The following is a 14,464-nucleotide window of genomic DNA, read 5'->3' on the forward strand; positions in this document are numbered from 1 at the left end:
CTTCGGTGGTCGCCATGAACACGGCTGGTCGCCGCGTTACCGTAGACAACCGGTCCCAGTGACGAAGCAGTACCTACAAGTGGGGTAAGTAGTGGCCCGATCCGCCGGCACCAAGCGCCTGGTCATCGTCGAATCACCGGCGAAGGCCAAGACCATATCCGGCTACCTCGGGCCGGAGTACATCGTCGAGGCCAGTCTCGGGCACATCCGGGACCTGCCGCGTAAGGCCGCCGAGATCTCCGACGATCTCAAGGCCAAGGGCTGGAACAGCCTGGGCGTCGACGTGAACAACGACTTCGAGCCGCTGTACCTGGTCAACCCCGACCGCGAGCAGCACGTCCGCAAACTCAAGGCGCTGCTGAAGGACTCCTCCGAGCTCCTGCTGGCCACCGATGAGGACCGCGAGGGCGAGGCCATCGCGTGGCACCTGATGCAGACGCTCAACCCCAAGGTGCCGGTGCGGCGCATGGTGTTCCACGAGATCACCAAGCCCGCGATCGCGGCCGCCGTGGCGAATCCGCGCGAGATCGACCAGTCCCTTGTGGACGCCCAGGAGGCCCGGCGCATTCTCGACCGCCTCTACGGCTTCGAGGTCTCCCCGGTGCTGTGGAAGAAGATCATGCCGCGCCTGTCGGCCGGTCGCGTCCAGTCGGTGGCGACCCGCATCGTCGTGGAGCGCGAGCGGCAGCGGGTCAAGTTCCACGCCGCCGACTACTGGGGCATCACCGCCGCGCTGCGCACGTCGGGCGCGGAGACCTTCGCCGCCGGGCTGGTCACCTTCGACGGGGACCGCGTCGCCACCGGTAAGGACTTCGACCCCGACACCGGACGCGCGCGCGGCAACGTCGTCCACCTCGACGAGGCGGGCGCGCGGGGGCTGGCCGAGCGGCTGTCGGGCGTCCCGTACCAGGTCTCGCGCGTGGAGGAGAAGCCGTACCGCCGGCGTCCCTACGCGCCGTTCATCACCTCCACGCTTCAGCAGGAGGCGTCCCGCAAGCTCCGGCAGTCGAGCGCGCAGACGATGCGCATCGCGCAGCGACTGTACGAAAACGGGTACATCACCTATATGCGTACCGACAGTACGAACCTGTCGGAAACCGCCCTCGCGGCCGCGCGCCGCCAGGTCGCCGAGCTGTACGGGCCGCAGTACGTGCCCGCCGAGCCGCGCCGCTACGCCCGCAAGGTCAAGAACGCGCAGGAGGCGCACGAGGCGATCCGCCCCGCCGGCGACTCCTTCCGCACACCCGGCGACGTGGCCAAGGAGCTGTCCTCGGACGAGCTGCGCCTCTACGAGCTCATCTGGCGCCGCACGGTGGCCTCCCAGATGACCGACGCGGTCGGCAACTCCGTCTCGGTGCGCGTCAAGGCGACCTCGACCACCGGTGAGGTGTGCGAGTTCGGCGCCTCCGGCAAGACCATCACCGACCCGGGCTTCCTGAAGGCCTACGTCGAGTCCCTCGACGACGACGCCGAGGACGCCGACGACGCCGAGCGCCGCCTGCCCAACCTCGCCAAGGACCAGGCGCTCACCGCGGACGGGCTCACCGCCGACGGGCACCGCACGCAGCCGCCCGCCCGCTACACCGAGGCCTCGCTGGTGAAGGCCCTCGAAGAGCGCGGCATCGGCCGTCCCTCGACCTACGCGTCGATCATGCAGACCATCCAGGACCGCGAGTACGTCTTCAAGCGCGGCCAGGCCCTCGTCCCGACCTTCCTGGCCTTCGCCGTGGTCGGGCTGATGGAGCAGCACTTCACGCGCCTGGTCGACTACGACTTCACCGCCGCGATGGAGGGCGAGCTCGACGAGATCGCCGCCGGCGACGCCGAGCGCCTGGAGTTCCTGCGCCACTTCTACTTCGGTGGCGCCGCCGCCGAGGGCACGGTGGCCTCCGCGGGTGGCCTGAAGGCCCTCGTGGACGACCAGATGCCGCAGATCGACGCGCGCGCGGTCAACTCCATCCCGCTGTTCACCGACGAGTCGGGCCGCCAGGTCGTGGCCCGCGTCGGCCGCTTCGGGCCCTACCTGGAGCGCACCAAGACCGGCCAGGAGCCCGGCGAGGGCGAGCGGGTGTCCGTCCCCGACAGCGTCGCCCCCGACGAGCTGACCGCGGAGAAGGTGGAGGAGCTCTATAACGCCCCCGCCGACGAGCGCGAGCTGGGCGAGGACCCCGCCACCGGCGAGACGGTGATGCTCAAGTCGGGCCGCTACGGGCCCTACGTCACGCGCGGCGAATCGACGTCCTCGCTGCTCAAGACGCAGGACCCGGCCGAACTCACCCTCGCCGACGCGCTGCGGCTGCTGTCGCTGCCGCGCGTGGTCGGCGAGCTCGACGGCGAGCCGGTCGAGGCGGCCAACGGCCGTTACGGGCCCTACGTCAAGAAGGGCAAGGACTCCCGTTCCCTGGAGAACGAGGAGCAGCTCTTCACCGTCACCATCGAGGAGGCCGCGGCCCTCTTCGCGCAGCCGAAGAAGCGCGGCCGCGCCGCCGCCCCGCCGCTGAAGGAGCTGGGCGACGACCCGGTGTCCGGCAAGCCGATGGTGGTCAAGGAGGGCCGCTTCGGGCCCTATGTGACCGACGGCGAGACCAACGCGTCCCTGCGCAAGGGCGACTCCGTCGAGGAGATCACCACCGAGCGCGGCTCGGAGCTGCTGGCCGACCGCCGCGCGAAGGGCCCGACGAAGAAGGCCGTGAAGAAGACCGCGGCCAAGAAGGCGACCAAGACCGCCGCGAAGAAGACCACCGCGACGAAGAAGACCGCCGCGGCGGCGAAGAAGGCGACGAGCGCCTCGGCGCTCGGGGTGAAGAAGGTCGTGAAGAAGTCGGCGGCGAAGAAGGCCGCGGCGAAGAAGACGACGTAGCCGGACGGCCCGCGCCCGCGGGCCGCCGGTACCTCATTCGTGATCACCCGCGCGCCTTATCGTGCAAACCCCCTCAAGTCCGGCATGATGACCGGGTTGGCAAAGCCTGTCCCTTTCGCGTCCCCCCGGGCGCGCCAGGGCTTACGTCGCGCAGGGGGCACGACGGTGAAAGTTAGCGGTGACACTCAGGTGGCGCGCCGGGCTCCGCTTCGGCGGGTACCGGTGCAGGAACGCAGCGCGGCACGGGTCGGGCGCATGCTCGACGCGTGTGCGGCTCTCGTCGACGAACTGGGATATGAGGGACTCACGACGACGCTCATCGCGCAGCGCGCAGGCGTCGCCATCGGGTCGGTGTACCAGTTCTTCCCCGACAAGCGCGCGGTCGTCCAGGCCCTGACGGTGCGGCACCTCGAAGCCTTTTTGAACAACCTGAACACGCGTCTGGACGCCCGCCTCGGCGATGGCGTGGCGGACTGGTGGGCGATCGTCGACGCCGTCATCGACGAGTACATCCACATGCACCGGGCCGAGCCGGGTTTCCGGACTCTCCACTTCGGTGACGTGGTCGACGTGCATCTGCTCGACGCCGACCGCGACAACAACGACGTGATCGCGCAGCGGCTCCAGGAGCTGATCATCGACCGGCTCGGCCTCGTCGACCGCCCGGGCCTGCGCTTCGCGCTGGCCATCGGCGTCGAGACCGGCGACGCGCTGATCAACCTGGCGTTCCGCCGCGACCCGGAGGGAGACAAGGAGATCCTGGACGAGGCGAAGGTCCTCATCCGCGACTATCTCTCGCGCCACGTGAACTGACCGGCGCGGCGGCCGCCCAAGGGCCGTCTCAGCCGCGTCTCAGCGATGGCGGGTTCTACTGGAAGCGGCCCGGGCACCTCGCGCCCGGGCCGCCACCGTACCGCCCCGCCGCCACGCGGCCGGCTCTCCGAATTCCCCCACCGGCGATGGTGGCGGGGCGGTCTGGAACCACTTCTTCCCCGGCGAACGCCGTCCGCGTGACGCGCGGCCTCCCCTTCGGGCGATACTCGACGTGTCGGCGGCAGCGGCACGCCGACGCGGCGCCCGACACGCGGGAACGCCCCGGTGCCGACCCGGTCACGGGAGCCAATAGGCTCGCATGAGCCGTTTCGCGCACCGGCACGGAGGAAGGGACGCGCCCAGGACATGTCAGTCGCGACAGATCTCCGCGCGATCCTGCGCATCAGACCGTTCCGCCGCCTGTGGGCGGTGCTCGGCCTGTCCGCCTTCGGCGACTGGCTCGGCCTGCTCGCCGCCTCGCTGTTCGCGTCCAACCAGGTCGAGGACGCCACCGCCAAGGGCCTCGCCTTCGGCTCGGTCATCGCCGTGCGCCTGCTGCCCGCCCTGGTGCTGGGCCCGCTCGCGGGGATCTTCGCCGACCGCTGGGACCGGCGGCTCACCATGGCCGTCTGCGACACCTTGCGCTTCGTCCTGTTCTTCTCCATCCCCCTCGTCGGCCTGTGGGTGGGCGGCGGCGTGCCCGCCGTCGGCTATGCCGCGATCGCCCAGTTCGCCATCGAGGCGGTGGCGATGGTGTGGATGCCCGCCAAGGAGGCGGCCGTCCCGAACCTGCTGCCCCGCGCGCGCCTGGAGGCGGCCAACCAGCTCACCCTGGTCACCACCTACGGCCTGACGCCGGTGCTCGCGGCGGGCGTCCTGGGCCTGCTGACCAGCTTCGACGACCAGCTCTCCAGCCTGGGGGCGTGGGCGGAGGCCACCGACCTGGCCCTCTACTTCAACGCGTTCACGTTCCTGGCGGCCGCGATCACGGTGTTCTTCGCGATCCCCGAGCTCAGCCAGCGCCGCAACGGCAACCACCCGCCGGGGTACAAGCCGGAGAAGAAGCCCTCGATGCTCGCCGAGTTCGCCGACGGCTGGCGTTACGTGGGCCGCACGAAGCTCGTGCGCGGCCTGGTCCTGGGCATCCTGGGCGCCTTCGCCAGCGCGGGCGTGGTCATCGGCACCGCGAAGTTCTACGCGCAGGCCCTCGGCGGTGGTGATGCGACCTTCTCGACGCTGTTCGCGACGATGTTCATCGGCCTGGGCCTCGGCATCGCCCTCGGTCCGAAGCTCGTCGGCGCGCTGTCCCGGCGCCGCTGGTTCGGGCTGAGCATCATCCTGGCCGGGTGCGCCGTCGTCGTGGACTCCGCCGCCCCGCACATCGCCTTCGCGCTCCTGGGCACCGCGGGTGTCGGCGTGGGCGCGGGCATGGCGTTCCTGTCGGGCATCACCCTCCTCGGCGGCGAGGTGGACGACGACGTGCGCGGGCGCATCTTCGCGTTCATCAACACCGCCGCGCGCGTGGTCCTCATGGTCACCATCGCCGGCGCGGGCCTCATCGCCGGTTTCGGGCTGGCCCGCCGTTTCGACTGGGGTCCCTTCCACATGGACCTGTCGGCGACCCGGTTCCTGCTGCTGGCGGCCGGGCTCATCGGCATCGCCACCGGTATCACCGCGTTCCGGCAGATGGACGACAAGCCGGGCGTGCCGGTCCTGCGCGACCTGTGGAGCTCCATCCGCGGCCGCCCCCTCAGCCTGGGCGAGCCCGCCACGGGCACCGGGCAGTTCATCGTCTTCGAGGGCATCGACGGCTCCGGGAAGTCCTCCCAGGTCGTCAAGCTCGCCGCGCACCTGCGCCTGGCCGGGCACGATGTGCTGTTCACGCGCGAGCCGGGCGGCACCGAGATCGGCCGCCGCATCCGCTCGCTGGTCCTCGACCCGACCGCCGGGACCGAGCCGTCCCCCCGCGCCGAGGCCCTCCTGTACGCCGCCGACCGCGCCCAGCACGTGGAGACGGTCGTGCGCCCGGCCCTGCACGAGGGCCAGGTGGTCATCTCCGACCGCTACGTCGACTCCTCCATCGCCTACCAGGCCGCCGGGCGCGGCATGGCCGTCGAAGAGGTCGCGTGGCTGTCCGACTGGGCCACCGCCTCCCTCAAGCCGGACCTGGTGGTCATCCTCGACCTCGACCCGATGATCGCCCAGGGTCGCATGAAGGGCCGCTCCGAGGCCGACTTCATCGAGAAGGAGGACCTGGAGTTCCACGAGAAGGTCCGCTACAAGTTCCTCGACATCGCCGCCGAGAACCCGCAGCGCTACCTCGTGGTCGACGCGACCCTGTCCGAGGACGAGATCTTCACGATCGTCCGCGCCAAGGTCGACGAGCGGCTGCCCGCGCCGCCGCCGCGCGGCAACGACGTCCCCGACCCGCTCGACGCGCTCCTGGACGAGGAACCCGCCGCGCGGGAGGACGCGTGAGCGCGCCGGTCTTCGACGACCTCGTCGGCCAGGAGGCCGTCGTCGACCTGCTGGGCCGCGCCGTCACCGCCGCGCAGAACGTCCTGGCCGGCACCGGCGGCGACACCTCGGCGATGACGCACTCGTGGCTGTTCACCGGGCCCGCCGGGTCCGGGCGCTCGGTGGCCGCCCGCACGCTGGCCGCCGCGCTCCAGTGCCCGCGCGGGGGCTGCGACGCCTGCTCCGCCTGCCACACGACCCTCGGCGGCACCCACGCCGACGTGCGCTTCGTCGTCCCCGACGGGCTGTCGATCGGCGTGAACGAGATGCGCGCGCTCATCGCCCGCGCCCAGAGCGCGCCCACCCAGGGCCGGTGGCAGGTCCTGCTCATCGAGGACGCCGACCGGCTCACCGAGGCCGCCGGGAACGCGCTGCTGAAGTCCATCGAGGAACCGCCGCCGCGCACGGTGTTCCTGCTGTGCGCGCCCTCCGTCGAGGACGTGCTGGTCACCATCCGCTCCCGCTGCCGCGTGGTGGCCCTGCGCCAGCCCGCGCCGGACGCCATCGCGCGCCTGCTCGTCGACCGCGACGGCATCGACCCCGCGATCGCGGCGACCATGGCCTCGGTCGCCCAGGGGCACGTGGGCCGCGCGCGCCGCCTGGCCAGTGACGCCGAGGCCCGCGAGCGCCGCTCGGCGGTGCTGGCCGTCCCGCGCCGCCTCACCGGCGTCGGCGCCTGCTTCGACGCCGCCGACGCGCTCATCACCGCCGCCGAGACCGAGGCCGAGGCCGCCACCTCCGAGGTCGCCGCCCGCGAGAAGGCCGACCTGGAGACCGCCCTCGGCAAGGGCGGCAGCGGCAAGGGCGCGTCCAAGGCCACCCGCGGCACCGCCGGGGTGGTCAAGGACCTGGAGAAGCGCCAGAAGAGCCGCCTGACGCGCGCGCAGCGCGACTCTCTCGACCGCGCGCTGGTGGACCTGGCCGCGTTCTACCGCGACGTCCTCGTCAGCCGGCTGGGCGCGCGCGTCCCGCTCGTCCACACCGACCTCGCCGATGCCTCCGAGGCGGCCGCGCGCGCGTTCTCACCCGAGAGCGTCGTCCGGCGCATCGACGCGATCCTGGCCTGCCGCGACGCGATCGACCGCAACGTGAAGGCCCGCATCGCGGTGGAGACGATGATGCTGCACCTGTGGCGGAGTTAGCCCCAGATCTCGTCCAGGAAGTCCTCCACGGCCGCCACGACACCCGCCAGGGCCGTCACCGAGGCGGTGAGGGGACCCGGCACGATCAGCCCGTGGTCGGCCTCGGCGACCTCGTGGACGCGCGGGCTCAGCTCCCGCGCCAGCCCCGGATTCCACGACCGGTCGGCGGTGCCGCCCACCAGCAGCGCGGGCGCGGTCGCCGCGCGCAGGCCCGCCACGACCTCCTCACGGTGCAGCAGCGGGTTCATCCAGATCGCCGGGCAGCCCCAGCGCGCGGCGTGCGCGGCGGCGAAACTGCCCAGCGACCGCCCGATCACCAGCGGCCGCGACGGCCCGTGCTCGGCGAACCAGCGCGCCAGGTCGACCTCGGCGAACGCCGGAGCGTCGGCCGGGTCCGCGATCGCCGGAACGGACGGGTCGGCCCGCGTCCACCACAGCGGCACCAGCTCACCGCCACGCCGCGCGGCGGCCTCGGCGGGAAACGCCAGGGTCGGCACCATCGGGCCGTTCATGCCGCCCGGGACGACCAGGACGCGGCGGGTCACGCGACCGGCCAGACGTGCGCGTCGATGAACGCCTCCACGGCCGCCACGACGTCCCCCAGGACCGCCAGGGACGCCTGGAGCGGCCCGTCGACGTACATCCCGTGGTTCGCGCCGTCCACTTCGAACACGTGCGGCGTGAGGCTGCGCGCGAGCTCACCGTCCCACAGCCCGTCGGCGGTCCCGCCCACGAGCAGGAACGGCGCGGTGGCCGCCCGCAGGCCCGCCACGACGCTCTCGTGGGTCAGAATCGGCGTCAGCCAGATCGCCGGGAGACCCCACTTCGCCGCGTAGGGCGCCGCGCTGGAACCCAGCGACTTGGCGATCACCAGCGGCCGTGCGGGCCCGTGCTCCTCGAACAGCGGGCCCAGGTCGGCGTCGGCGCGCTCCAGCGCGCTCGCCAGGTCACGGCCCGCCGAACCCGGCGTCACCTGCGTCCACCAGTGATGGTGAACGGTGGCCCCGCGCAGCTCGGCGGCGTCGGCGGAGTACATCGGCAGCGGCGCCATCGGGCCACCCGTGCCGCCCGGGATCACCAGCGTCGAACGTGTCATCCCGCGAACCTAGCGCGGCCACCCTCCCATGTCGCCCGGGTCACCGTCCGCAGGACAACTACTCTGTGCGCTCACCCGCTAATGTCGGGCCGCATGGCAGCTGATCTCGCGGGGATCCGGACCTTCGTCTACGAATGGTTCGCGCGCACGGGAGCGCCCCCGGCTTTAACCGACATCGGACGCGCGCACGGACTCGACGACGCCACCGCGCTGGCGTCGCTGCGCAAACTCCACGACGCGCGCCTCGTCGTCCTCGACACCGCCCGCCGCGACATCGTCATGGCCCACCCGTGGGCCAGCGCGCCGATGGGCTTCATCGTCGCCGGACCCGAACAGAAATGGTGGGGCGGCTGCGTCTGGGACTCCTTCGCGATCCCCGCCCTCGTCGGCCGCACTTGCCTCATCGCCACCCACTGCGGCGGCTGCGGCGCCGCGCTGGCCCTCGACGTCCGCCCCGACCGCGCGCCCATCGAGTCGTGGGTGGCGCACCTGCCCGTCCCCGTCCTGCGCATGTGGGACGACGTGGTGGCCACCTGCTCCTCGCAGCTGATGTTCTGCTCGGCGGCCCACGTCGACGAGTGGTGCCAGCGCACCGGCACACCGCGCGGCGAGGTCCTGGACCTGCGGAACCTGTGGATCCTCGCCACGCGCTGGTACTACGGCCGCCTCACCCGCGAGTACCGCCTGCGCACCCCCGCCGAGGCGGGGGTGTTCTTCGCGGGCATCGGGCTGACGGGGGAGTTCTGGCGGACGGAGTAGCCGCCCTGTCGTACCTTCGTGCGATCTTCGGGGATGGGGGCCTTCAGCCGATCAGAACCGCAGCTCCGAGATGCAGCACTTCACCGAGCCGCCGCCCTTCTTGAGCTCCGACAGGTCCACCGGCACCACGGTGAACCCGCGCGCGCTCAGCTTCGCCGCCATGCCGCGCGCCTCGGCGTTCAGGAACACGTTCACGCCGTCGGAGACCAGGTTCAGCCCGAACGCCAGCCCGTCGGCCTCGTCGGCGACCACCGCGCCGGGGAACAGCTGGCGCAGCATCTTGCGCGAGGACGCCGAGAACGCCTGCGGCAGGTACGTGATCGTGTGGTCGTCGAGGACGGCCAGCGCGGTGTCCAGGTGGTAGAAGCGGTCGTCGACCAGCTTCAGCGAGATCACCGGGCGTCCCAGCGCCTCACCGGCCTCGGCGTGCGCGCGCGGATCGGTCCGGTACCCGTAACCGGCCAGGATCAGCCCCGGACCCGGGACGTAGGCGAAGTCGCCCTCGCCCTCGTTGGTCTCCGTCGGCGCCACGAACCGCCAGCCCGCCGCCCGGAACCACTTCTCGTGCGAGGCCGCTTCCGGCTGCCGCTGCGGGTACCGGAACCGTGCCCCGTACACCGTCCCGTCCACCATGAACGCCCCGTTGGCCGCGTAGACCATGTCCGGCAGGCCCGGCTCCGCGTCGAGAGTGTGGACGGTGTGCCCGTGCGCGGTCAGCGCCTCGCACAGGTCCCGCCACTGGCGCAGCGCGAGAGCGGTGTCGACCGGGGCGGAGGTGTCCATCCACGGGTTGATGGCGTAGGAGACGTCGAAGTGCGAGGGGGGACACAGCAGGTAGGTGCGCGACATTGCGCTCGCATCGGTCACGAGCGCAGATCATAAACCGCGGACCCCGCCCCACCTGGAACGGCGTCACCCGGACGGGCGTCCAATTTCCATGCGAGAGACCAAGCTCCTGCCACCCCTCCTCCTCGCCGCCGCGCTCCTCACCGCCTGTACCTCCGGCCCCGAGGACGTCGCGGACATGAACCCGCCCCGTGACGCCAAGCTCGTCGCCTACGGCTCGTGCGACACCGCGCTGGCCGAGCTGCGGGCCGCCGTCACGCCCTACGTCGGACCGTACGGTTTCGGCCTCACCGGGGACGCCCTCATGCGCGGCCCGGAGGGCACGGCCGACTCGGCGCCCATGTCGAAGGAGGCCGCCGGCGCCGCCGCCGCGGACCACTCCACGACCAACGTCCAGGAGGCCGGCATCGACGAGCCCGACCTGGTCAAGACCGACGGGAAGCGGGTCCTGGCCATCAAGGACTGGTCCCTGCGCGTCATCGACGCCGCCACCCACACCCTCGTGAAGGACATCCCGCTGTCCACACCCGACACCGCCAACGCGGCCCCGACGGGCATGCTGCTGTCGGGTGACCGCGTCCTCGTCTTCGCCCGCACCGGCGGTAACGTGATCTACGACGGGCCCAGCAAGGACGGCTTCGGCTACAACGGCACGACCGTGGTCTCCGTCGACCTGGTGTCGGGGACGGTCACCGGGTCCTACGCCTTCGAGGGCGGCGAGGTCGACGCCCGCCAGTACGGGACGACCGCGCGGCTCGTGGTCAGCTCGCAGCCGTACCTGCGCTTCCCCGAACCGCTGAAGTCGCCCAGCGAGTCGGCGGCCCGCAACCGGGCGCTCGTGGCGTCCAGCACCATCGAGGACTGGCTGCCGCGCTACCACGTCACCGCCGCCGACGGGACGGTCGTCAAAGGCCGCGTGGACTGCTCCTCGATGCGCCACGCGTTCTCCTACTCGGCGATGTCGATGCTGACCGTGCTCACCTTCGACATGACCGCGCCCCTCGGCGACGGCGCCCCGGTGACGATCGTGGCCGACGGGCAGACCGTGTACGGCTCGCCCTCGGCGCTGTACGTGGCCAACGACCGCCGGTCGCTGCCCACCGCGACGCCCGCCGAGGGAACCGAGATCTACCGGTTCGACGTGTCGCAGCCCGGTCCGCCGGTCTACGCGTCGTCCGGGACCGTGCCGGGCTACGTGCTCAACCAGTACTCGATGTCGGAATTCGAGGGTTACCTGCGCGTGGCGGCCACCAAGGACCCCGTCAACTGGGACTCGGGCAAGAAGTCGCAGTCGGGCGTCTACGTCCTCAAGCAGGACGGCACGTCCCTGGTGACCGTCGGCGCGGTCGAGGGACTCGGCAAGGGCGAGCGCATCTACGGCGTCCGCTACGTGGGCGCCACCGCCTACGTCGTGACGTTCCGGCAGACCGATCCCCTGTACGTGGTGGACCTGTCGGTGCCGGCCGCGCCGAAGGTCTCGGGCGAACTGAAGATCACCGGCTACTCGGCGTACCTGCACCCGGTCGGGCCCGGACGGCTGATCGGCGTCGGCCAGGAGGCCACCACCGGCGGGCAGCGGACGGGCGCGCAGGTGTCGCTGTTCGACGTGTCGAACCCGGCGGCACCGGCCAAACTCGACGGTTACGTCGTGGAGGGCGCCTACAGCGACGTCGAGTACGACCCGCACGCGTTCCTGTACTGGGAACCGGCGCGGCTCCTGGTCGTCCCCATGGGACCCGGCTGGCGCTTCGACGGCGCCGACGCACAGGGCGGCGCGCTGCTGCTGCGCGTGGACGACGGGAAGCTCACCAAGGTCGGCGTGGTCCGGCACGAGTCGGCCGACCTGTACGGCGGCACGATCACCAGGTCCCTGGTCATCGGCGAGACACTGTGGACGTACTCGGCGGCCGGGATCGAGGTCACCGACCTGACCGGGGCCACGAAGATCGCCTGGATCGCCGCCTAGCCCGCCAAATGAGAGGGGGCGCTCGATGAGCGCCCCCGACACCTGTCACCCGGCACCGTGGTCACCGCGACATCACGACACCGGGGACGTTCCTAGTGACCGGCGGCCTCCGCTTCGGCCCGCAGCGCGCGCGAGGCGACCTCGGCGTCGGCGAGCTGGCACAGCTGCCGGACGAGATCGTCCACGGAGTTCTTCAGGTGGAACCCCGCTTCACGCGCCGAGCACACATCGGACAGCTGATCGCCCTGGATATAAGAACGGAGCAGGTCGCGGACCCGGTCCTCAAGCTGCTCCAACGCGTCGACGGAGGCTATCGCCTCACGTGTCACGTCGTGCTTGAGCCGGATCTTCATCGCACTTGCTCCCACCAGAGTGTGCTCTCCACGGAGTGCTCGTGGCTTCGGTCACAGGTAGTCTCACACGACGACTGGCGAAACGCAACTAGCAGACGGAGATTTCGCACTACGTGTCAGTCTCCGTGCTGTGGGAGGATCACGCCATGGCCACCAACACCGTCCGCAGACGCCGACTGGGCATCGCGCTGCGGGAACACCGCCGTGCCGCCCGCGTCAGCATGGAGGACGCCGCCGCGGTCATCAGCGTCCACAAGACCACCATCTCGCGGATGGAACGCGGTCAGGCGGCCACGAAACCCTTGTTCGTCCAGGCCCTCCTGGCCCACTACAGCGTCGACGCGACCGAATCGGCGGTCCTCGTCGAACTGGCCAAAGAGGCCAGTAAACCCGGCTGGTGGCGGTCCTATGTGGGCGTCGTCGACGAACGCCACCTCGACCACATCGCCCTCGAATCGGAAGCCTCCCGGATCTCCACCTGGGAGCCGGTACTCATCCCCGCGCTCCTCCAAACCGAGGACTACGCGCGGGCCGTTCTCCAGCGCGCCGGAGTCGAATCACTGACTCACACGCAGATCGAGAAGCGCGTCCAGGCCCGCGCCGAACGCAAGGCGCGGCTCCTGAGCGACAACCCACCGGCGCTCGCGGCCATCTTTGACGAGGGAGCCCTACGGCGCCCCGTCGGTGGGCGGGACGTCATGTGCGGGCAACTCGAACACCTGCTGGAGCTCGCTCAGATGCCGAACATCGGTGTCCAGCTGATCCCCACCTCCGCCGGAGCGCACGCCGGAGTCACCGGTTCCGTGACGCTCCTGGAGTACGAGAGCGACGAGGATCCACCCGTCGCGTTTCTCGAAACGGTCGGCGGGGACCTGTATTTGGACGAACCGGGCGAGCTTAAGGTGTGCAGAGCCGTCTTTGACGCCTTGAGGTCGGATGCCTTGAGCGCATCGGAGACGGAGCAACGAATAGCCCAGCTCGCCGCGGAAAGCGAGCTGGGCTGAGAGGAAACAAGGTGGAGATATATAGAGACTACGCGACGTGGCGACGCTCGACGCGTAGTGGACAGACCGGTAACTGTGTGGAGGTCGCTGACCTCGGCGTGGGTATCGGTGTGCGCGACACGAAGGACCGCGATGGCGGCCGTCTCGTCGTCAGCGCCAGCGAGTGGACGTCCTTCGTCGCCTCGCTGAAGCACTAAGCGTCGGCAATCGGGAGACACGATCCCGACGCCAGAGCCCCCGGCCGCACCCCGGCCGGGGGCTCGTGCGTTACTTCGAGGGCGGGCCCGTGGGGGCCGTGCCGGCCATGCCGGTCCATGCCTGTTCGGGGCCGCGACGGTGAACGACGACCATGAACCACGCCCTGGACCACAGCCATGAACCACAGCAACGAACCACGAGGTGAAGCCGGTGCCCGCGACCGATCGGCGAGCCGCCGCGATCGTCCTCACCGGCGGCGCTTCCCGTCGCATGGGGACCGATAAGACGGTGCTGCGCCTGGGAGACTCGGGCGGCTCGGGCGGTCCGGATGACCCCGACGGCTCAGGAGGTCGCACCCTCCTCGAACGCGTCCTCGACGCGCTCACCGGTGCCGCTGTTACCCCTATCGTGGTGGTCGGCCCACCCAGCCCGATCACGGATTCGCGCCCCACCCTCATCTCGGTCACCGAATCCACGCCCGGAGGCGGCCCCGCCCACGCCCTCGCCACCGGACTCGCGCAGATCCCCGGCGGGATCGTCCTCCTCCTGGCCGCCGACCTCCCCTTCCTCACGGCCGAAGCCGTCATGGCACTCGTCACCGCACTGTCCACAGCGGACCCCCACCGGCCCGTGGATGGAGCCGTCTACACCGACGGAACCCGCCCCCAGTGGCTCTGCGGAGCCTGGCGCGTCGACGCGTTGCGCAAGGCCGTGGCCGCCACCGGAGCCGCCCCCGGAACCCCCCTGCGCGCGCTCCTGGCACCCCTCGCCCGCGAAGAACTCACCTGGACCGCCCCCGGACCGCCGCCCTACTTCGACTGCGACACCCCGGAAGCCCTCGCCGAAGCCGAGCGCATCCTGTCCACAAGAGACGCGTGGAAGGCCCGTCCCTGAAGCGATCTTCAGGCCC

13 protein-coding genes are annotated in these 14,464 nt (G+C 71.2%); 9 read left to right on the forward strand and 4 right to left on the reverse strand.

The window, feature by feature from the left end; all coding sequences use genetic code 11:
* Positions 1-91 precede the first annotated feature (91 nt).
* From topA to QSK10_RS25990, 4 genes are all read left to right on the forward strand, one after another.
* Positions 92-2,860: a type I DNA topoisomerase gene (topA, locus tag QSK10_RS25975; protein WP_285665652.1), complete on the forward strand. Its 2,769-nt coding sequence runs from the start codon at positions 92-94 to the stop codon at positions 2,858-2,860.
* A 255-nt stretch (positions 2,861-3,115) separates the two neighbouring features.
* Entirely contained in the window at positions 3,116-3,673 is a 558-nt protein-coding gene (locus QSK10_RS25980) for a TetR/AcrR family transcriptional regulator (protein WP_285666434.1), read from the forward strand.
* 366 nt (positions 3,674-4,039) lie between these two features.
* A complete protein-coding gene (tmk, locus tag QSK10_RS25985; protein WP_432705367.1) occupies positions 4,040-6,151 on the forward strand; it encodes a dTMP kinase in 2,112 nt (703 codons plus the stop codon).
* Complete coding sequence (locus QSK10_RS25990; protein WP_285665653.1) at positions 6,148-7,332, forward strand: DNA polymerase III subunit delta'; 1,185 nt, start codon at positions 6,148-6,150, stop codon at positions 7,330-7,332. Before tmk ends, QSK10_RS25990 begins: the two co-directional genes overlap by 4 nt.
* Here QSK10_RS25990 and QSK10_RS25995 read toward each other — a convergent pair.
* Both QSK10_RS25995 and QSK10_RS26000 read right to left on the reverse strand, forming a co-directional pair.
* Entirely contained in the window at positions 7,329-7,877 is a 549-nt protein-coding gene (locus tag QSK10_RS25995) for an alpha/beta hydrolase (RefSeq protein ID WP_285665654.1), read from the reverse strand. The genes QSK10_RS25990 and QSK10_RS25995 overlap by 4 nt on opposite strands.
* On the reverse strand, positions 7,874-8,428 hold the full coding sequence (locus tag QSK10_RS26000; protein ID WP_285665655.1) for an alpha/beta hydrolase: 555 nt from the start codon (positions 8,426-8,428) through the stop codon (positions 7,874-7,876). The genes QSK10_RS25995 and QSK10_RS26000 overlap by 4 nt, the downstream gene beginning before the upstream one ends.
* A gap of 93 nt (positions 8,429-8,521) precedes the next feature.
* On the opposite strand from QSK10_RS26000, the gene merB reads away from it, so the two are divergent.
* On the forward strand, positions 8,522-9,187 hold the full coding sequence (gene merB, locus QSK10_RS26005) for an organomercurial lyase (protein ID WP_285665656.1): 666 nt from the start codon (positions 8,522-8,524) through the stop codon (positions 9,185-9,187).
* A gap of 51 nt (positions 9,188-9,238) precedes the next feature.
* On the opposite strand, the gene ddaH is transcribed toward merB, so the two are convergent.
* Positions 9,239-10,036: a dimethylargininase gene (ddaH, locus tag QSK10_RS26010; protein WP_349497711.1), complete on the reverse strand. Its 798-nt coding sequence runs from the start codon at positions 10,034-10,036 to the stop codon at positions 9,239-9,241.
* A gap of 88 nt (positions 10,037-10,124) precedes the next feature.
* Between ddaH and QSK10_RS26015 the strand changes: the two genes are divergently transcribed.
* On the forward strand, positions 10,125-11,999 hold the full coding sequence (locus QSK10_RS26015) for a beta-propeller domain-containing protein (protein ID WP_285665657.1): 1,875 nt from the start codon (positions 10,125-10,127) through the stop codon (positions 11,997-11,999).
* Between the two features lie 92 nt (positions 12,000-12,091).
* Here QSK10_RS26015 and QSK10_RS26020 read toward each other — a convergent pair whose 3' ends face one another.
* Positions 12,092-12,352, reverse strand: coding sequence for a hypothetical protein (locus QSK10_RS26020; RefSeq protein ID WP_285665658.1), 261 nt, complete (start codon positions 12,350-12,352; stop codon positions 12,092-12,094).
* A 146-nt stretch (positions 12,353-12,498) separates the two neighbouring features.
* On the opposite strand from QSK10_RS26020, the gene QSK10_RS26025 reads away from it, so the two are divergent.
* From QSK10_RS26025 to mobA, 3 genes are all read left to right on the forward strand, one after another.
* On the forward strand, positions 12,499-13,356 hold the full coding sequence (locus tag QSK10_RS26025) for a helix-turn-helix domain-containing protein (protein ID WP_285665659.1): 858 nt from the start codon (positions 12,499-12,501) through the stop codon (positions 13,354-13,356).
* An 11-nt stretch (positions 13,357-13,367) separates the two neighbouring features.
* Positions 13,368-13,553, forward strand: a complete 186-nt coding sequence (locus QSK10_RS26030) for a DUF397 domain-containing protein (protein WP_285665660.1) — start codon at positions 13,368-13,370, stop codon at positions 13,551-13,553.
* Positions 13,554-13,764: 211 nt separating this feature from the next.
* Positions 13,765-14,448: a molybdenum cofactor guanylyltransferase gene (gene mobA, locus QSK10_RS26035; protein ID WP_285665661.1), complete on the forward strand. Its 684-nt coding sequence runs from the start codon at positions 13,765-13,767 to the stop codon at positions 14,446-14,448.
* Positions 14,449-14,464 lie beyond the last annotated feature (16 nt).

This window comes from Actinorhabdospora filicis (assembly GCF_030269765.1).
In the GTDB taxonomy this organism is placed as follows: domain Bacteria; phylum Actinomycetota; class Actinomycetes; order Mycobacteriales; family Micromonosporaceae; genus Actinorhabdospora; species Actinorhabdospora filicis.